This window comes from Shewanella glacialimarina (assembly GCF_020511155.1).
Classification (GTDB): Bacteria; Pseudomonadota; Gammaproteobacteria; order Enterobacterales; family Shewanellaceae; genus Shewanella; species Shewanella glacialimarina.
In genome coordinates, this window is the sequence record NZ_CP041216.1 from 1423261 (window position 1) to 1444655 (window position 21395).

A 21395-nucleotide genomic window follows, 5' to 3' on the forward strand; every position below is an offset into this window, starting at 1 on the left:
CTAACCTTCGCTAGAATTGTCTGGTCATCAATGATGTAAAAGGCGTACCTTAATGAAACTTAGCGAGCTAAGTCCTGGCGACAAGGCAATGATTTGTCAAATCGGCCATCTTTCTCTTCCGCAAACCGTAAAGCGTAAATTACTCTCAATGGGGATTACTCCTAATACTCATTTTAGTTTAGTACGTCGAGCGCCAATGGGTTCCGGTGTAGAACTTAATCTTCGAGGTAGCCATATTTGTATGCGTAAAGATTTAGCTGAAGTTATTGAGGTGGTTAAATCATGACTAAACAATTCCATTGCGTCACTGTAGGTAACCCTAACGCAGGTAAGTCTACGCTTTTTAACGCCCTAACCGGCTCAAATCAACAGGTGGGTAATTGGTCTGGTGTCACGGTTGAAAAGAAAACTGGCCAGTTTAGTCTTGCCGATACCGAGGTTTTTTTAACAGACTTACCCGGTATCTATGATTTATTACCCGCAGGTAACAGCTGTGACTGCTCGCTAGATGAGCAAATTGCTCAACAGTATTTAGCAGATGAAAAAGTTGATGCAATCATTAATCTGGTTGATGCCACTAACATTGAACGCCATTTGTACTTAACGGTGCAATTACGTGAACTTGGCATCCCTATGGTCGTTGTACTTAACAAAACTGATGCGGCTAAAAAACTTAAAATCGACATAGATATTGAACAAATGTCTGCTGCACTAGGCTGTCCTGTTATAGGTGTATGTTCTCGAGATTTGAACGATGTTGAACGCGTTAAGTCCGCTATATTATCGATTGTTGATAAAGAAATAGCAGAAAAACCACTTGAGCTCAATTATCACGCTTCAATTGAGCAAAGTGTTATTACATTGCAACAACAAAGTAATTTACATCATTTGCCTCAGTTAAGCCGAGGCCGTGCTTTAGCCATGTTAGGTAATGGCAATGGTTGCGGTAGCTGTGACAGCAGTCAACTCAAAGATATTGTTAGCGCTTGTACCAAAACCGCAGAACAAAGCGGTGAAGATATAGAAGTGATGGTAGCTACAACACGATACGATTTCGTTGAAAAAATCTTTAACGCTTCTGTTAATGTCGGCGAACATCTTAGTATGACAGATAGGTTAGACCGTTTTGTTCTGCACCCATTTTTAGGCATTCCGGTATTCTTATTCGTCATGTATTTGATGTTTATGTTCAGTATCAATGTTGGTAGCTCTTTTATTGATTTTTTTGACATGACAGCCGGTGCCATTTTTGTCGATCATTTTGGTGCTATGTTAAGTTCAATAGGCTCCCCAGATTGGCTAGTGACAATTCTCGCCGGTGGTGTTGGTCAAGGTGTTCAAACCGTTGCGACTTTTATTCCGGTTATTGCAGCGCTATTTTTAGTCTTGTCTGTACTTGAAGCATCGGGCTATATGGCCAGGGCGGCATTTGTTGTTGACGGTTTAATGCGTCGAATTGGTTTGCCCGGAAAAGCCTTTGTGCCAATGATAGTTGGTTTCGGCTGTTCTGTTCCGGCCATTATGGCAACTCGTACGTTAGGCAGTGAGCGTGAGCGTATCGTAACCGGTATGATGGCTCCTTTTATGTCTTGCGGTGCCCGCTTACCCGTTTACGCATTATTTGCAGCAGCTTTTTTCCCTGACTCGGGTCAGAATTTAGTCTTCATGCTGTATATTATTGGTATCTTTGCTGCTGTTGGTACAGGGCTTCTATTACGTCATACTGTTCTACCTGGAACTAGTAGTGCGGTAGTGATGGAATTACCAAGCTATGAAATGCCAAGAGTCAAAGCGGTACTATCTCGTACGGCCAAACGCACTAAAAGCTTTATTCTTGGTGCGGGTAAAACGATTGTAATCGTAGTGACGCTACTTAACTTTATTAATGCTATTGGCATAGATGGTAGTTTTGGTCATGAGGATAGCCAGGAGTCACTACTCAGTGTAGCCAGTCAACAAGTGACGCCTTTATTTTCTCCTATGGGTATTGAACAAGATAATTGGCCAGCAACTGTAGGTATTATTACTGGCATATTTGCTAAGGAAGCCGTAGTTGGTACCTTGAATAGTTTATATAGCACACCTAGTGTTGGTGCTGATGAGTTGGCATCGTTAGCTGATACATTCCATGCGGCATGGTTAACAATACCTGAAAACTTACTTGGTATCGCCCCTGATGACCCATTATCGATTGATGTTGGGAGTGTTGATAATATTGACACCGCAGCAGAAGAGTTAGCTGTTGATAAATCAACATTCAGTGCCTTACAATCTGGCTTTAGTGGACAAGTTGCTGCTTTTTCATATCTATTATTTATTCTACTTTACACGCCATGTGTTGCAGCTATGGGCGCGTTGGTTAATGAATTTGGTATTAAATGGGCGCGGTTTGCCGCGTTATGGACATTTGCTTTAGCTTATGGAACAGCCACTGTTGTTTATCAAGGTGCCACATTCAGTGAGCACCCTGTGCAATCAATGGCATGGATAAGTTTCTTTATGTTTGCATTGGTCATCTTCTATGTTTGGTTAAAGAAGAAAGGCCTCAAAGCTCAACAGATTATTCCCGGGATAAAAATTATTACTGGTTAAGCTAATTAATAGATGAATATTGAACAATAAACCCAGCTTTAGCTGGGTTTATTGTTTTTTTTACGCTTTTTGTAGTGCAATAGTTGTAACTGCTACAGTTCTGTAGGATCATCTTATTTTTAACAATATTGCCATGTGTGCCGAGAGGATTTTCATGAGTCAAGTGGACACCGAAGTACGTCCAAGTAACTTCATTCGTAATATCATTGACGAAGACCTAAAAAGTGGTAAGCACAATCATGTGCACACTCGTTTTCCACCAGAGCCGAACGGCTTTTTACATATTGGTCATGCCAAGTCTATTTGCTTAAACTTTGGTATAGCTAAAGATTATCAAGGCCAGTGTAACTTACGTTTTGATGATACTAACCCTGAGAAAGAAGATATTAACTATGTTAAATCTATTCAGGAAGACGTGCGCTGGTTGGGATTTGAATGGTCTGGCGATATTCGTTATTCATCGAACTATTTTGACCAATTGCATCAATATGCGATTGAGTTAATCAAAAAAGGGTTAGCTTACGTTTGTTTCTTAAACGGCGAACAAACCCGTGAATATCGTGGCACCTTAAAAGAACCAGGTAAAAACAGTCCCCATCGTGATTCATCTGTTGAAGAAAACCTCGCATTATTTGAAAAAATGCGTAATGGTGAATTCAAGGAAGGTGAGTGTGCCCTGCGGGCTAAAATTGATATGGCTTCGCCATTTATGTGTATGCGCGATCCAATCATTTATCGCATTCGATTTGCACATCATCACCAAACAGGTGATAAATGGTGCATATATCCAATGTATGATTTTACCCATTGTATTTCTGATGCGCTCGAAAATATTACTCATTCAGTCTGTACATTAGAGTTTCAAGATAATCGTCGTTTATATGACTGGGTATTAGATCATTTAGATGATTTTCAAGCGCCAAATCGAACTCGTCAATATGAGTTTTCGCGCTTAAATCTTGAATATACCTTAATGTCTAAGCGAAAATTGAATGATTTAGTCACTCGTAAGCTTGTTAACGGTTGGGACGACCCGCGTATGCCTACCATTGCTGGTTTGCGTCGTAGAGGTTATACACCGGGTTCAATTCGTGAGTTTTGTCAGCGTATCGGTGTGACTAAACAAGATAACTTAATTGAAGTGGGTATGTTAGATGCTTGCATTCGTGAAGAGTTAAACGAACATGCACCGCGTGCCATGGCAGTACTTCGGCCAATTAAAGTGGTTATTGAAAATTATCCACATGCTGAGCCTGAAAGTATTCAAGCTGCGGCGCATCCTTCTAATGAAGCGATGGGCACCCGTGAGTTATTTTTTGGTCGAGATTTATTTATCGATGCTGAAGATTTTAAAGAAGAAGCTAATAAGCACTTTAAACGTTTAGTGTTAGGTAAAGAAGTACGTTTACGTAATGCCTATGTGATTAAAGCAGAGCGCTGTGACAAAGACGCAGATGGCAACGTGACCACGGTTTACTGTAGTTATGACGATGAAACTTTAGGTAAAAACCCAGCTGATGGTCGCAAAGTAAAAGGCGTGATCCATTGGGTTGAAGCATCTTCTGCAAAACCTGCTGAGTTTCGTTTGTATGAACGTTTATTTACTGAAGCTAATCCAGCAACATTTGATACCGTGGATGAGGTGATTAATCCTAATTCATTGGTAGTATTAAATGGTTTGGTCGAGCCGAGCCTGGTGAATGCACCAGCTGAAAAAGCATATCAATTTGAGCGCGAAGGTTACTACTGTGCTGATAATAAAGACTCAAGTGCCGATCGCTTAGTATTTAACTTAACAGTACCGTTAAGAGATTCTTTCGCTTAACTCGTATTGTTTTACAAAAGGCGCTATATGCGCCTTTTTTATTATTTTTCAACTATGTAGAAAAGCTGATGAAAATAATTGCTGATGAAAACATGCCTTTTGTTGAGGCATTATTTGCAGAACTTGGCCAAATAGAGTTCGTCAATGGTAGAACCCTAACTGCTGAGCAAGTCAACGATGCTGATGTGCTATTAGTGCGCTCTGTTACCAAGGTTAATCAAGCTTTGTTGCAGCATGCCCATAAATTGAAATTTGTTGGTAGCGCCACCATTGGCACTGATCACATTGATATCGAGTATTTAAATCAGCGTGGCATTATGTTTTCAAACGCCCCAGGCTGTAACGCCACTGCGGTGGGTGAATTCGTTTTTATTGCACTTTTAGAGCTAGCTAAAAGGTTACAAACCTCATTAAAAGGTAAAGTGGTAGGGATTGTTGGAGCCGGTAATACTGGCACCGCTGCAGCCAAGTGTTTGCAAGCATATGGCTTGCAAGTTTTGTTATGCGATCCGCTTAAGCAAGCAGAAGGCGATAGCCGTCATTTTATCTCCCTTGATGAGTTGCTTGAACGTGCAGATATTGTGTCTTTACATGTACCCATTACTAAAGTCGGCCCACATAAAACCTGGTATTTATTTGATGAGCAAAAGCTCAAGTCATTAAAACCAAACATCTGGTTAATAAATTGCTGTCGTGGTGAGGTGATTGATAATCGGGCATTAATAAAGATTAAACAAACGCGAACAGATTTAAGAGTGATTCTCGATGTATGGGAAGGTGAGCCCAATCCAATGGCTGAACTGGTTCCTTTAGTTGAATTTGCTACCCCCCATATTGCTGGATATAGCTTAGAAGGTAAGGCTAGGGGCACTTTTATATTATATCAACAGCTCTGCCAACACTTGAATATTGCCGTTAATCAATCATTGAATTACTTATTACCAGAATTTGAGTTTAGTCAGTTACTGAATGTCGCCAACTTAGATGAAACCAGCTTACTTAAAATGTGCCGTTTAGTGTTTGATTTACGCGATGATGATGCGCTATTCAGGCAGCACTTTGGCAGCGCGGCAGGGTTTGACTTGCTGCGTAAGCAACATACCCACAGACGAGAGTTTAGTGCCTTAGCGGTTAAATATCCTGTGAATGATGCAAATACTGCAATTATAGATTGCAGAAATACCTTGTCATCATTGGGTTTTTCTTAATAAAAGTCTCGTTTAGTTAGCCATTCGTGACCTATTTTGTCATAAGGTTAGTCAGTTGAGAAAAAATCAACCTAATCGAACCATTTTTAACTAATCAGGCCTAGTATAAGCGCGGTAAACTAGGTAAATTGTTAGTCCAATAAGATTATTAGGAGTCGAGCGTTTATATGTCTCAGGAATTTAATGTTGTCGTTTTAGGTGCATCGGGCGCAGTGGGTCAAACAATGATTGAGATCCTTGAAGAGCGTAATTTTCCGGTTGCTAAGTTATTTCCTTTAGCGAGTAGTCGCAGTGCCGGCGAAACCGTGAGTTTTCATGGTAAACAGGTTGAAATTCTTGATGTAGAAAAATTCGACTGGACTCAAGCTCAAATTGGATTTTTCTCTGCAGGTGGAGATGTTTCTGAAAAGTGGGCACCAATAGCAGGTGAAGCCGGTTGTGTTGTTATCGATAATACCTCACATTTCAGATATGACATTGATGTACCATTAGTGATCCCTGAAGTGAATCCTGAAGCGATTGCAGATTTCCGTAACCGTAACATAATTGCTAACCCTAACTGTTCAACGATTCAGATGCTGGTTGCATTAAAGCCGATTTATGATGCTTTTGGTATTACGCGTATTAACGTGGCTACGTATCAATCGGTTTCTGGAACAGGTAAAAAAGCCATTGATGAGCTAGCGGGGCAATGCACTAAACTACTGCAAGGTTTACCTTCAGAGCCTAGCGTTTATCCAAAGCAGATAGCATTCAATGTGTTGCCACAAATTGATAAGTTTATGGAAAATGGCTACACCAAAGAAGAAATGAAAATGGTGTGGGAAACACAAAAAATATTTGGTGATGACGAAATCGTAGTTAATCCAACAGCGGTTCGTGTGCCGGTATTTTATGGTCATTCAGAAGCTATTCACCTTGAAACCCGTGAGCCTGTTGATGCAGAAGCTGTTAAAGCGGTACTTCGTGGCGCGCCAGGTGTGGTGTTATTTGAAAGTGATGATGAATACCCTACAGCGGTAACTGACTCAGCAGGTCATGATCCTGTTTTTGTTGGACGTGTCAGAAAAGATATTTCTCATTCTCATGGTATAAATTTATGGGTAACGGCCGATAACATTCGTAAGGGTGCGGCCTTAAACAGTGTTCAAATTGCTGAAATTTTAATTCGGGATTATTACTAAATATCCGATGAGTTAAATTTATCTTAGGTAATTGAGTTGTTTAGTCTAAAAAGCCCGCATTTTGTGGGCTTTTTTAGTTTTAGGCTTGTCGCTATAGTAGCAGGGCTGACAAACTTAGTTTATAGTCGTAAAAATGCCAAAATTTCATTAATCATCAATAATGTTAATAACAGTTAACGAAATTTTATAGCAAATAATTAACGATAAAAATGACCTAAAGCCAATTGTCACTATGACAAATGTTTCGTGCTAAAAGGGAAGGATTGAATGACATCTCGTACTTCATATTGGGTGGGCTTACTTTTATGTGCCGCCACAGCAGTCTCAGGAATTCAACTTTTTGCTTCGGCTCAAGCCGATACGCTTAAAATAACTGGCCCTAATGGCGAAGTTAAACAGGCAAACCGGCAATATGGCCCAACTACCTCAGCCGATACTTTTTGGAGTATTGCTCAGAAGGTTCGCCCTAATGATCAAGTTACCATTTATCAAGTTATGGCAGCATTATTTGATGCCAATCCCCAAGCATTTAGCGGAAATAATTTTAATACCTTAGAAAGAGGCATGATCCTAACTGTGCCTTCTGCAGAGGTAATGGCCTCTATTTCAAAGGAACAAGCTAAACTACGTGCAGAGCGCGACGATAGTGCAGTGAAACCTGTTGTTAAACAAACGCCGCGTCCAGTTGTTACGCCTGTAAAAGTAGAACAAGCACCAGTACCTGAAAAACCACTGCAAATAATTGCTCAAGCACCTGCCAAAATTAGCCAAACAGAGCCCCTTAGCGCAGCTAAACAGAGTGAGATTATTACCCTAAATAACCAACTTGATAACGCAAATAATAAAACATTGATGCTGACAGATGAGCTTGCTAGAGCACAAGATCAGCTGATGGCTACACGCAGTGATAATCAAATTTTAAAGCAAAAGTTAGCTGAACTAACTCAAAGTATTGGCCGTCTTGAAGAAGATTTACAGCTTTCGGGTGAAAAGCAAGCACAGCTGATTGCTGAAAATGAAGCGCTGGTTATTGAACTTGAAGAGGCTAATAAACCACCTGTAGAGCAACCCACTGATTTCTGGCGAAACTTAACCAGTAACACTGGGTTATTAATTGCTGCAGCAAGCTTGCCAATTTTATTAATTTTTGGCGTTATTGCTTTAATCATGCGTCGCCGTTCAAGTGCAAATACTGTTGCACCTGTTCAAACAGAAAATAAATCAGCCTCTAAGACTGATTTAAGCCGCACAGATGATGAAAATGGAGATGATCTTGAAGATCTTGCCATTCATCTTGATGGTGACGATGAAGAGTCCATCGATGATTTATTAGATTTAGATAGCTTAGAGATGCAGTCAGACACTGATTTAGTGATTGATGATGACCAGATGGACATGGCATCTGAAATGTTTTTAACACAAGCTGAAGATGAAATTGATGTCACGCCTGAAGTCGAAGAGGAAGATGAAGGAACTTCACTTGATGATCTGTGGGCTGAAGCCATGGAAGAGCAGGATTCTGAGCTTGAACCACTTGAAACTGATGAAGATTTAGACAGTTTGTTGGCAGGCCTTGACGATGAAGAAATTGATGAGGCTTCTCCAGCAGCGCTAGAAGATGATTTAGACGCATTGCTTGCTAATCTTGATGGTGAAACTGATGAAGTCGATGCACCTGCCGAAATGCTACAAGATGATTTAGACGCATTGCTTGCTAATCTCGATGGTGAAACTGATGCGACTGCTCCCGCAGTGCCAGAAGATGATTTAGACGCATTACTCGCAAATCTTGATGCTGAACCTGAAAGCAGTTCTGTTGAAGATCCCCTTGCTGAACAACAAGACAACATTGATGAATTATTAGCAGGATTCGACTTACCTGATGAGGATGCTTCAAATGAGACTGCCTCTGAACTTGAAACAAAGAATGACGTTAATAATAGTATCGTCGATGAAAATACAGCTGACGAAGATGATATCGACTCGCTACTAGCCAGTTTTGATCTTGATAATAAAACAGCAGATAAAGCTGATTTATCTGCCGAAATTGATAATGAAGATAACGATGCATTGCTAGCCAGTTTTGAGGCTGATGATGCCCCAGCAGAAACAGAAGCAACTCAAACTGAAAAAGAAACAGAAGATCTGACAGATGCTATTGCCGCTGAACTTGAGTCAGATAATGAAGCTGATGTAACTGAAGTTAATACTGATGACGATGATATCGATGCACTGCTAGCCAGTTTTGAGGCTGATGATGCCCCTGCAGAAACAGAAGCTACTGAAACTGAAATAGAAGATCTAGTAAATGAAATTGCCGTTGAACTTGAGTCAGATGATGAAGTTGATGCAAATGAAGTTAATACTAATGACGATGATATCGATGCACTGCTAGCCAGTTTTGAGGCTGATGATGCCCCAGCAGAAACTGAGGCAACTCAAACTGAAACAGAAACAGAAGATCTGACAGATGCTATTGCCGCTGAACTTGAGTCAGATAATGAAGTTGATGCAAATGAAGTTAATACAGATGACGATGATATCGATGCACTGCTAGCCAGTTTTGAGGCTGAAGATGCCCCAGCAGAAACTGAGGCCGAAGCTACTGAAACCAAAATAGAAGATCTGACAGATGCTATTGCCGCTGAACTTGAGTCAGATAATGAAGTTGATGCAAATGAAGTTAATACAGATGACGATGATATCGATGCACTGCTAGCCAGTTTTGAGGCTGAAGATGCCCCAGCAGAAACTGAGGCCGAAGCTACTGAAACCGAAATAGAAGATCTGGCAAATGAAATTGCCGCAGAACTTGAGTCAGATGATGAAGTAGATGCAAATGAAATTAATACAGATGACGATGATATAAACGCACTGCTAGCCAGTTTTGAGGCTGATGATGCCCCAGCAGAAACAGAAGCAACTGAAAAAGAAACAGAAGATCTAGCTGATGCTATTGCCGCTGAACTTGAGTCAGATGATGAAGTAAATGCAAATGAAATTAATACAGATGACGATGATATAAACGCACTGCTAGCCAGTTTTGAGGCTGATGATGCCCCAGCAGAAACTGAGGCCGAAGCTACTGAAACCGAAATAGAAGATCTGGCAAATGAAATTGCCGCAGAACTTGAGTCAGATGATGAAGTTGATGCAAATGAAGTTAATACAGATGACGATGATATAAATGCACTGCTAGCCAGTTTTGAGGCTGAGGATGCTAAAACAGATCAAGACGCTGACGTTGTCGATGAGCTTGCTATAAACACAGCAGCAAGCACAGCAGAAATTACATCAGAAGCTGCTGAAACTGAAACAGAAGATATGGTTGATGCTATCGCCGCTGGATCTGAGTCTGATAAAGGTGACGTTAGTCTTACTGAAGATGAATTTCTTGAATTTGATGAGCTGCCAGAAAATACCCCACATTTAGACTCACTATTAGCCGAGCTCGAATCAGCAACCCTTCAAGATGAAGCGGAAGAATTTCTATCTTTTGATGAAGATGATGAGCTAGACGATGATGATTTATCAAACCTAATTAATGAACTTGAGCTGGCGAACGAAACCACTGAACAAGATGACTTGAGTTTTGATGCATTAGAATCAGAGCTTAATCAAGCTGCGTCTGCCGAGGTTAATAGTGACAAAAATCTAACAAAAAGCGATGACATTGATGATTCAATTTTATCCGACGCCGAAAATGAGCTCGATGCTCTTTTAGCAGGAATGAGCGCTGAAGATGAGACGTTAAACGATGAGTTGAGCAATGATGCTCAAGAGTTAGATTTTTATGAGTCTGCGTTTGACAATACATCAGCACAAGTGAATAGTCCTGCAGAGCAGGTCACAGCTAAAGCTGAAAAAGACTCAGGATTTTTCAATGACTTAAAAGCAGCTAAAAAAGCACCTGCAGATTTATTGGATTGGGAAACTGATTTATTTAATCCTCCAGTCAAACCTGCAGCACCAACTGATAACCTTATTGATAACAGTAAGGACTTTTTAGTCGATGATGAAGATGTCGATTTCAGTGTAAATGACGATATTGATTTTAATATAGATGAAGACGAATTTGTCTTGTCAGATGATGGCTTGACCGTTGATGAGGCAATAGCGGCACTTGATGCAAAAGAGTCTAAATTAGCATCGCCACATATTACAGAGGCCGAACTAAGCAACTTTGAACGCGAGAATGGCTTTATTGATATCAATAAATTACTCAATGACGCAGATGAAGACGATAGCGTTGCCAGTGATAGATATAAAGAAATTGATGTTGATATGGGTGAGTTTGAATCACTTATTGGTAATGCCGATATGATCGATGTTGATGATGAAGAAAACTCCGTTAGCGCCAAGTTAGACTTGGCGCGTGCATACATCGAAATTGACGATGAAGATAATGCCAAAGCTTTATTAAAAGAAGTTCAAGCGAATGGAAATGATCGCCAACAAGCTGAAGCAAGTTCGTTGATGAAAAAGCTAACCTAAGCCTAAAATTACTATTTAAAACGGCGCTTAGACATGCGTCGTTTTTTTTATGCTAGAATGCGCGCCATTTTGATTTAAAGTGAAAGGTCAAGTTATGCGGATAGCGTTAGGTGTCGAATATGATGGCAGCAATTTTTTTGGTTGGCAGCGACAGGCCGAAGTCGATTCTGTACAGGAACAACTGGAAACAGCGCTTTCGTATATAGCCAATGCCCCGATTAGATTGCATTGCGCGGGTCGAACTGACTCGGGCGTTCATGGCACTGGTCAAGTAGTGCATTTTGATACTGACGTGATACGTCAAATGTCAGCGTGGACTTTAGGGGTAAATACTAAACTGCCTAACACTATTGCTGTGCGCTGGGCAAAAGAAGTCGATGACAGCTTTCATGCTCGCTATAGCGCCACGGCTAGACGCTATCGTTACATTATTTATAACCATTCACTACGCGCTGGAGTACTGTCTCAAGGTGTTAGCCATTACCGTGGTGAAATTAACGAAACCTTAATGCACCAAGCTGCACAAACATTGCTAGGTGAACATGATTTTACCAGCTTTAGAGCGCTGCACTGTCAGTCTAAAACCCCTTATCGCACAGTGCATCATGTCAGCGTGACTCGTCAAGGGATGTATATTCTGGTTGATATTAAAGCTAATGCCTTTTTACATCATATGGTCAGAAATATTGTTGGATCTTTGATTGAAGTGGGCTTAGGTCATCAACCTATTAACTGGTTAGCGCAGTTATTACTCGAGAAAAATCGAAAATTAGCAGCGCCAACAGCCAAACCTAATGGTTTATACCTGGTTGACGTTTCTTACCCTGAACAATATGATTTGCCTAAACTGGCTTTAGGGCCATTGTTTATGCTCGATTAATCAAGACAAAGGCTGCCAACCGTGATGCACACAGATACAATTACTGCACCCAATAAAGATGCTCATTTAGATGAGTGGCTACACTATCTACTTGCGATACATCCCAGCGAAATTGATATGGGACTTGCCAGAGTTTCTGCTGTCGCCGAGCGTTTAGCCTTAATTAATTTACAACCTGCACAGGTGATCACGGTAGCGGGAACCAATGGCAAAGGCACTACCTGCGCCATGTTAGAGTCGATATTAATTCAAAGTGGCAAAACAGTTGGTGTATACAGCTCGCCGCATTTACTCCGTTATAATGAGCGGGTCAGAATTAATCAGCAAGATTGCAGTGATGACCAATTCATTGCCGCATTTCAAGCCATTGAACAAGCTAGGGCAGAGATATCACTGACATTCTTTGAGTACGCCACTTTGGCTGGTTTATATTTATTTAAACACGCTCAGCTAGACGTGATTATTTTAGAGGTAGGTTTAGGCGGCCGTTTAGATGCTACCAATATGATTGACTCAACCGCGACCATAATTACTTCCATAGATTTAGACCATCAAGAATACTTAGGTGATACCCGAGAGTTAGTCGGGCGTGAAAAAGCGGGCGTGTGTCGCAGTGAGTGTATCAGCATAATAGGTGAACCTAATTTACCGCAGTCGGTAGTTGATTATGCACAACAAATTAGTTGCCAGCTTATCAGGGTAGGGCACGAGTTTGATTATCAGCTTAATAATGATAGCTGGACGTTCTCTACTCATACAACACAATCTCCAGCATTGACATTGCCTACATTGCCATTAGCGAATGCGGCATGCGTGGTTGCACTTATGGATAAGCTTTGGCCCGAAATCAACTCTGCAACGATTAACAAAGGTCTTGAGTTGGCAAGTTTACCGGGCCGGTTGGAGTGCGTTAACCAAACACCGTTAGTCTTGGTTGATGTTGCACATAATCCACACGCGGCAAAATATCTTGCTGAACAGTTACGCAAAAAAATAGCCATATCAGGCAAAATTGTCGCCATTTGTGGCATGTTAAAAGATAAAGATATATCAGGCGTTTTTGCAGAACTTGTTGATGTAGTGAATCACTGGAATATGGTGACACTATCGACAGATCGTGGTGCTAGTTCAGCGCAATTGATTGCTTTGATGGAGCCCATTGCACAAAATCAGCTAAATCATGATGGTGTTTTTCAATTGAATGCTTTTAATAATATGAATGAGGCCTGGACAGCGGTAAATGCTACTATTGAGTCTAATGATGTGGTAATTGTATTTGGCTCTTTTTATACTGTCGCTGCTTTTAAATTGTTAATGTAACACTGGGATAAAATCTTGAAACTTCAATTTCAAAACCGTTTGGTTGGAACTATAGTGCTTGTTGCCCTTGGGGTAATTTTCTTACCTGATCTTTTAGATGGAAAAAAAGCCAAAGTAGTCGAAGAGTTTACTGAAATACCTTTACGTTCAGCGCCTCTAGTTCAGAGCAAGCCATTAACACCAGATGATTTTGAAGTCCTTGATGTTGCCAGTGTCGATATTGTTGGTGACGATGATGAATCTCGAGTGGATCCTGATGTGGTTCCTTTAGGTAATAATGCAGCAGAACCTTTAGCCAAAGAGCCAGTGGCAAAAAAAGTGATTGAGACCGCAAAAGCTCAACCTAAATCTGTTCCAAGTAAACCTGTAGTCGAAAAAGTCGTGCCCAAGCCTGCTCCTAAGCCAGTTGTTAAAGCAGCATCAAGCCCAATTAAGTCCGGTTATACCTTACAATTAGGTGGGTTTAATAGTGCGACTAATGTTAATGCGTTAATCGCTAAACTCAGATTGTCAGGATATACCGCCTATACACTACCTGAAAAACCGGTAGAGGGAACACTGACTCGCGTATTTGTTGGCCCTGAAGTGTCAATGGACAAGCTCGAAGCACGTCAAGCCTCGATAGCGAAACTAACCGGGTTAAAAGGTAAAATTATCGCTTATGATCCAATGGACAATTAATCTTAGTCAACATACATACTAAGTTGTTATATGCGGCCATTCATTGATTGCATAGATTTTTTTACTTAGATTGATAATTTATCTGTTGTAGAAATTGATTGTTCTGATTCATGTATGATTAATTTAGTCGATCGGGGGTGAGAAAAGTCTTCACCTCTGTTAGAATCGCGCCGTCTTAGTGTTTACCCGGATCCCCATCTCAATGGTTTGGATTGATTACGCAATTATTATTGTTATTAGCTTATCTACCATCATTAGTTTAGTGCGTGGATTTGCCAAAGAAGCCATGTCGTTAGTGGTATGGTTTGCGGCTTTTTTTATCGCCAGTCAATTTTATCTCGACCTTGCTGTTCATCTAACGCAAATGCAAGATGCAATGGTGCGTAATGGTGTCGCAATTGCCATTCTTTTCATTGCGACGCTTATTATTGGTGCACTTGTTAATTATCTTTTAGGTCAACTCGTTGCTAAAACTGGACTGTCAGGTACCGATAGAGTACTTGGTTTGTGTTTTGGTGCTATTCGCGGGGCGTTAATCGTCAGCGCGTTACTCTTTTTTATGGATGCGTTTACTGGTTTTCCTTCAACCGATTGGTGGAAGGCATCAGTGCTCGTGCCCGAATTTGGTGTGGTTATTCAATGGTTTTTTGACTACTTGGAAAACACATCAAGCTTTGTACCCAAAATCTAAAACAATAAAACACCTTACAGTAAGGAACCTTACCCATGTGTGGTATCGTCGGAATAGTAGGCAAGTCTACAGTTAATCAAACGATTTATGATGCGCTGACAGTGCTTCAACATCGTGGACAAGACGCAGCAGGTATTGTAACCGTTGACGTAAATGCATTTCGTTTACGCAAAGCAAATGGTTTGGTTAAAGATGTATTTGAACCAAAACATATGCAACGTTTACAAGGCAATGCTGGTATCGGCCACGTACGTTACCCAACTGCAGGTAGCTCAAGCGCGTCTGAAGCTCAACCGTTTTACGTTAACTCACCGTTTGGTATTTCATTGGCTCACAATGGTAATTTAACCAATACTACTGAATTAGCTGCAAGCTTAATAACCAAACGTCGTCATATCAATACCACTTCAGATTCTGAAATTTTATTGAATTTGTTAGCCGATGAGTTGCAAGAAACCCGCAGCTTAACGCTATCAGCAGACGAAGTTTTTGACGCTATTAGTAAAGTTCATGCTCAAACCCGCGGTGCTTATGCGGTTGCAGCAATGATCATCGGCCAGGGCTTAGTGGCATTTCGTGATCCTTTTGGCATTCGCCCATTGGTATTAGGTAAGCATGAAACCGCATCTGGCACTGAATACATGGTTGCATCTGAAAGCGTTGCTTTAGACGCAGTTGGTTTTGAAGTGATGCGTGACGTTGCTCCTGGTGAAGCGATTTACGTAACTCTTGATGGTCAATTATTTACTCGTCAATGTGCTGTTAACCCAAGTTATTCGCCATGTATTTTCGAGTTTGTTTATTTTGCGCGTCCTGACTCGACTATCGATAATATTTCGGTATATGCAAGTCGCGTGAATATGGGCACCAAGTTAGGCGAAAAAATCAAAAAAGAATGGGACGAACACGACATTGACGTGGTTATTCCTATTCCTGAAACCTCATGTGATGTGGCATTAGAAATCGCTCGCCATATGAACTTACCGTATCGCCAAGGTTTTGTTAAAAACCGTTATATTGGCCGTACGTTCATCATGCCAGGTCAACAAGAGCGTAAGAAATCAGTACGCCGTAAACTGAACGCTATTAATGCCGAGTTTAAAGGTAAGAATGTGTTATTGGTTGATGATTCTATTGTGCGTGGTACGACTTCAGAACAGATTATCGAAATGGCACGTGATGCAGGGGCTAAGAAAGTGTATTTTGCTTCGGCAGCACCTGAAATTCGTTTCCCGAACGTTTATGGTATTGATATGCCAACCACCAATGAGCTAATTGCCCATGGTCGTGATGCGGATGAAATTGCCAAGCTTATCGGTGCCGACGGTATTATTTTCCAGGATTTAACTGACTTGATTGAAGCTGTTAGAATGGAAAACCCAGAAATTAAACGTTTTGAAACATCGGTATTTGATGGTCATTATATTACTAATGATGTTGATCAAGCATATTTAGATCACATTATGCAGTTACGTAATGATGATGCTAAAGCGAATCGAACCAAAGATATCGGCACTAATTTAGAAATGCACAATGAGTGTCATCCTTAAGTTAAATCGTTAGTCGATGTAATGACAAAAGCCTGCTAAATGCAGGCTTTTTTGTTTTTCAAACACTTAACTAGCAATTTAAAGTTGATTTGAGATGTTACTGTTTATTTTTTGTTACTTGTTGTTTGTTGTTTGTTGTTTGTTGTTAATTTGCTGTATGGTTGCTGTGTGCTGGTTGTTATTCGTTGCTGTCGGCTAACATATCAATATTTTGAATCAATCATTGTCTACTAGAGCTATTTACCTATCTTGGCAGCAAAGGATACATCATGTTTAAAAGTGCAAAAATTCTGCAGTTGGCCTTCTTTATATTTTCATTATTCTTATTGAGTTCTTGTGGTCATGTGAATGATGACCCATCTGAGTTAACGTATTCAGGAAGCACAATTAGGGTTCAGTACTCAAAAGGTCCCGTCGTCGGTGCAACAGCTCTGCTTAAAGATGGGATCGGTACAACGATAGCGGGTCCAGTAACAACAGATGACGATGGCAAAGCAACATTTGATGACATCACGTATTTAGGACTTGTTTATACAGTTTTCAGCGGCGGAACCTACGTCGATGAAACCACAGGAATGATTGTAGTTTTAGATAGCAGTTTTCAAATGCGTTCAGGAGTTATTGATAATACGGGGGCTGGGACGCTTGAATTAACCGCAACACCTTTGACCGAAATAGGTTTTAAACGTGCAATCTCAAATAACAATGGGGCAATTGTTCTTAATACCGTAAATGATGAAATCGATCGAGTTGCTAACGACTTCGGACTCGATGGTATCGATTTAACGACTGTAATACCAAGCAAAATTGACTAGATAACTAGTGATAGTCAAGAAGATCTCTACGGTATAGTTCTGGCGGCTATTAGTCAGCAACTTCTTAACAATAACCAAATTGCTAATACCAATACCCTCCGAAATTATATTGATAATAATGCTATCAGTTTTAATCAGGTTGCCTATAGCATAGCGTTATCTGATTTACTTACAAATCCAATTACCCAAATTTATATAAATTCTCAAGCACTAGATAGTATAACTTCACTAGCGGGCAGTTCTTCAAAATACTCAATTGGCGGTTATGTCACAGGCCTATCAGGTAGCATAATAGTTCAAGCAAATAATGCTCATGATCTAAAAATTACGACCAAAGGGCCTTTCACTTTTTACTTCCTACAATCCGAAAATACAGATTATAACGTGGCCGTATCGGTACACCCTGCAGGGCAAACCTGTAGCGTAGCGAATGGCAGTGGCACGATAGGTGCGGTTAACGTCACCAATGTCGCGATCAGTTGTGTTGATAATCCGCCGTCGACGTACACTCTTGGTGGTGTGATAAGCGGATTAACCGGCACAGTGGTGCTACTCAATAATGGCGGTGATGCATATACCGCAACCAGCAGTGGCAGCTTTACTTTTGCGACCAGTTTGCTTGAAAAGGCTGCTTATAGCGTGACCGTATCGGCTCAACCAGCGGGTCAAACCTGTAGTGTGGACAATGGCAGTGGCAGCATTGGTTCAGCCAATATTGATGATATTGAGATCAATTGTGCTGCTAATTTGAATTTTGTCTGGTTTGCATCAAATGGCAGTCCAATTGGAACATTTTGGCATCTTGGTGATAACCGATGGGAAAGAGAAACTCAAGGGGCTTGTGCTAGTTTTACGCAAAATGGCGGTAACACATCATCACTATTTTTAAGTAATAGCAGTGGACTTGAAAATATTGTTATTAATTTAGATGAAAACAGCATTACCTCTGATATTAACTCAGAAATTCTTGAAATATTTGCCTTTGGTATTCAAGAGCGAGCGGAGTCTTATGATGCATTGTTATGCCCAAGTACCAGTAATGATAAAACACCAGAGTTTACTTCCGCCGATGCAGCAGAGGTAAATGGTGGTAGAACTATGGTGCTGACGTTAGAAGCCCGTGATGCAGATATTCCTTTGGATACGTTAAGCTTTTCACTCAGTGATAACCTTCAATTTGATAATCATTTATTTGAATTGCGAAACTTTACTGAAAAAAGAGCGGCCGCTTGCCGTGCCGGATATCAAAACCAAGGAAATCCAACTGACCCGAATAATGACAATTACTTTTTTGTTGATGAAAGTGCCACGACGCTGCAGTCATGCCAAGCGGTTTGTAATCAGTACCCTTTAAATGGTAATACAAATGAGCTCAGTTGTAAGGGAATTGAATTTCGTGAAGAGGGGGCTAACTCTGTTGATAAGACGGCCAGATGCGAAATTTGGACTGCAGCCATTGTAACAACAGCACCTCAATACACTTACAGCTGTTACGCAAGGTTAAATGAAATTCCTGAAGTATTGTCATTTAAAAATCCACCTGATTTTGATGAACCATCAGATAACGATTACAACAACGTCTATGAGGTTGAAGCTATCGTGTCAGATGGGGATGATAGCCACAACACCTCTCAAATTATCAAGGTCAGCGTTTTCCCCGAAGGCGAATATATTGGCACTAGTGGCACCGCTTGCCGAGCTGGTTCTCAGAACGAAGGACACCCTGAAGATCCTGATAACGATAATTATTTTATTGTCTCGAACGACGAAGATTCTTTAGCAAGCTGCCAAGCGCTTTGTAATAGCTACCCAACAGAAAATGATCCTCTTGTTAATTGTACAGGCGTGGAATTTCGATTAGAAGGTGCTGATTATGCCGATACAACAGCGCGATGTGAGCTTTGGACAGTGCCCATTATTGCCACTACCCCACAAAAAGAATATGGCTGTTATTTACGTGAGTTAGTACTGAATGAATACACCCCCGACATTAGTACGTTTGTTGGAAAATACAATGGCTATGGAATAGCAGAAATGGTTTTAGAAAAAAAATCATCGAATGAATTGACTTGGATAGAAAATGGGCAAAGTTGGACTGTTTCACTTACTGCAGATAGAAACTTTCTTAATGTTGGTACTGATTATCCCGATTGGGGGCCATTTTCACCACGACGACAAGTAAAAGTTATCTGGGATGCCCATGAAGTGGCTGCTCTGCACTTTGATAAAACTCGCCCATGGGACTTTAGTTTGCGATTAGAAGGCGCCAACATTTACAGCCGGACTTGGTCAGAAGCTAAGGCTGCAAAGTCACAAGGTGTTTATCAAGCTTATATCGATCTTAACCCAGATAATAACTTTATTCGTGTTGAGGAAGCCCAGCGGCAAATAAGAGAGTTGAAGTGGGCCGTTGCTGAACTCATAAACACCGCAGAAGGCTATAAGGACTATAAAAAGGATTTAGGTGCCTACGGCCGCACTGATGAAGCGGACAGGCGAATTGGTACTTTTAAATCATATGTCACCGCTGAAGTACTCTCAATTTGGGTTGATGAGATTGTGCCTTTTATTGGTGAAAATGATGATCTCGAATTGTATTACATGTTGGAGTTCACCAAAAATGACTTCAGAGCTCGCCCTGATGATTTAAACTGGACTAACAGTGATGTCATATTGGAATCAATAACTCAGCCAAACGGAGATAAAATTACCAATATTAACAATGGTATCGAAGACGCTTTTATTCCTGGTGCATCAACAGAAAAAACCATCGTGGTCGAACAGTGGCAATCATTACGTTATGGTGGGTTAATGTTTGAATTTGATGACCTGCCAAGTAATTCTAATTATTGGTTTTCACAATACGGTATCTTTGATTCAGGCTGGAAAAACGGTGAGCATCGGACATGGGCCGGTGGCGCAACAACACTTTCAAGATCACTCGATTTTAGTTATTTCACGCTAGATCCAGATGACTTAGAATACAACAAGCCTGAATTAAAGATCCACGATATTAGGTTTGAGTGGAATGAACCCATCCGTTTGACCTATGAATTTACCAAGCGCACTGCAGAGCAGCATGAAGAGTTTCTTCAAAAGAGCACGCTTTATTGTGCCGATCCGGTACTTAAAGATGACAAGTATGACAAGCGATGGAGCAGCAAAATAATGGCACCTGGTTTTGTTATCAGAAACGAAACCGGTTACACCTATAGTGTTTCACTTGAACAAGTAGGGCCTGTTTATTCTCAAGAAATTGGGCCAGGAAAAATATTTAGTCGAGATACTTTCTGGGGACCTTTTACCATAGCAGCAAATCTTAATTTGACTGGCGAGCAAAAATACTCAGATTGGGATGTTATTGTTCCCATTGCACAGTTTACTGCAGAAACGTTATTCACTCTCTATACAGGAGGAGCCGGCAAGATTGGATCATTTGGCCAATTATTTAAAGCCGGCGTGAGGTCCACCGCTTCTTCAGCAACAGCGTTAAAGGGAGCGGCTTTTCTTTCTAGGTCTAGTTTTGGAAGGGCCTTATTATGGGTAGGAAGACAATACATATCAAAACCCACTGGTAGCTGGACTATAAGAATTATTAAAGGCGCAGCAACTGGAGCTGCTGTAACCGTGGCAACATATGATATTAATCAAGAGGTTAACCGCGCTTTTACAGACGCTTTGTATAAGAATGTATATGCAGAAGAAAATATCAAAGAAAGCAGAGCTGGTAGTTATTCTGGAGCTTATGGCCGCGTGCAAATGTATCACATTATAGGCGGCCCACGCTTACCCTGCTTAGATGCTGACGATAACATAGTAATAGAATCAGATGAATTGCAAATATTGAATGATGAAGAGTGTTCAAATAACCCTAGATGTTCGATGGACTAATTAACCTGATAACGGTTTAAACCATAACAAATGAGATTGAAATAGACATCTGTGGTATGACGTCGTGGCTAGTTCACGTTTACGTTGTGTAATTTATGCTGGCAAGCTAGTTAAAAATAAGATGTGAAAACGCATAGCGTTGACTCATTCTTCGCCCAACTAGAACCTTATATGGTTATTGTCGAAGCACATAATGGATCTAACTTTTGGGTACCGTAGCTTCAAAGGTTTGGTTATGATGCTAAGCTAATTGTGCTTCGGTAA

The 21395-nt window shown here is 40.8% G+C and carries 13 protein-coding genes; all 13 read left to right on the forward strand.

What is annotated here, in order from left to right; genetic code table 11:
* Positions 1-52 precede the first annotated feature (52 nt).
* The 13 genes from FJ709_RS06170 (at position 53) to FJ709_RS06230 (ending at position 21131) form a co-directional block, all read left to right on the forward strand.
* Positions 53-286, forward strand: coding sequence for a FeoA family protein (locus FJ709_RS06170; protein ID WP_226414467.1), 234 nt, complete (start codon positions 53-55; stop codon positions 284-286).
* Positions 283-2592: a Fe(2+) transporter permease subunit FeoB gene (gene feoB / locus FJ709_RS06175; RefSeq protein WP_226414469.1), complete on the forward strand. Its 2310-nt coding sequence runs from the start codon at positions 283-285 to the stop codon at positions 2590-2592. Before FJ709_RS06170 ends, feoB begins: the two co-directional genes overlap by 4 nt.
* Positions 2593-2746: 154 nt before the next feature.
* Complete coding sequence (gene glnS, locus FJ709_RS06180; RefSeq protein ID WP_226414471.1) at positions 2747-4417, forward strand: glutamine--tRNA ligase; 1671 nt, start codon at positions 2747-2749, stop codon at positions 4415-4417.
* A gap of 68 nt (positions 4418-4485) precedes the next feature.
* On the forward strand, positions 4486-5625 hold the full coding sequence (locus tag FJ709_RS06185) for a 4-phosphoerythronate dehydrogenase (protein ID WP_226414473.1): 1140 nt from the start codon (positions 4486-4488) through the stop codon (positions 5623-5625).
* 167 nt (positions 5626-5792) lie between these two features.
* Positions 5793-6809, forward strand: coding sequence for an aspartate-semialdehyde dehydrogenase (locus tag FJ709_RS06190; protein WP_226414475.1), 1017 nt, complete (start codon positions 5793-5795; stop codon positions 6807-6809).
* Positions 6810-7076: 267 nt separating this feature from the next.
* The gene (locus FJ709_RS06195) at positions 7077-11303 is read left to right on the forward strand and encodes a FimV/HubP family polar landmark protein (RefSeq protein ID WP_226414477.1); all 4227 of its coding nucleotides are present in this window, start codon (positions 7077-7079) and stop codon (positions 11301-11303) included.
* Between the two features lie 94 nt (positions 11304-11397).
* The gene (gene truA / locus FJ709_RS06200; RefSeq protein ID WP_226414479.1) at positions 11398-12183 is read left to right on the forward strand and encodes a tRNA pseudouridine(38-40) synthase TruA; all 786 of its coding nucleotides are present in this window, start codon (positions 11398-11400) and stop codon (positions 12181-12183) included.
* 24 nt (positions 12184-12207) lie between these two features.
* Positions 12208-13503, forward strand: coding sequence for a bifunctional tetrahydrofolate synthase/dihydrofolate synthase (folC, locus tag FJ709_RS06205; RefSeq protein WP_226414481.1), 1296 nt, complete (start codon positions 12208-12210; stop codon positions 13501-13503).
* Positions 13504-13518: 15 nt separating this feature from the next.
* Positions 13519-14184: a cell division protein DedD gene (gene dedD, locus FJ709_RS06210; protein ID WP_226414483.1), complete on the forward strand. Its 666-nt coding sequence runs from the start codon at positions 13519-13521 to the stop codon at positions 14182-14184.
* A 202-nt stretch (positions 14185-14386) separates the two neighbouring features.
* The gene (locus FJ709_RS06215; protein ID WP_226414484.1) at positions 14387-14875 is read left to right on the forward strand and encodes a CvpA family protein; all 489 of its coding nucleotides are present in this window, start codon (positions 14387-14389) and stop codon (positions 14873-14875) included.
* 35 nt (positions 14876-14910) lie between these two features.
* Complete coding sequence (gene purF / locus FJ709_RS06220; RefSeq protein ID WP_226414486.1) at positions 14911-16425, forward strand: amidophosphoribosyltransferase; 1515 nt, start codon at positions 14911-14913, stop codon at positions 16423-16425.
* A gap of 269 nt (positions 16426-16694) precedes the next feature.
* Positions 16695-17240 (forward strand): hypothetical protein, encoded by a 546-nt coding sequence (locus tag FJ709_RS06225; RefSeq protein ID WP_226414488.1) that lies wholly within the window; start codon positions 16695-16697, stop codon positions 17238-17240.
* A 384-nt stretch (positions 17241-17624) separates the two neighbouring features.
* Positions 17625-21131 carry a hypothetical protein gene (locus FJ709_RS06230; protein ID WP_226414490.1) on the forward strand — a complete coding sequence of 1169 codons (3507 nt, stop codon included), beginning with the start codon at positions 17625-17627 and terminating at the stop codon, positions 21129-21131.
* Positions 21132-21395: the final 264 nt, after the last annotated feature.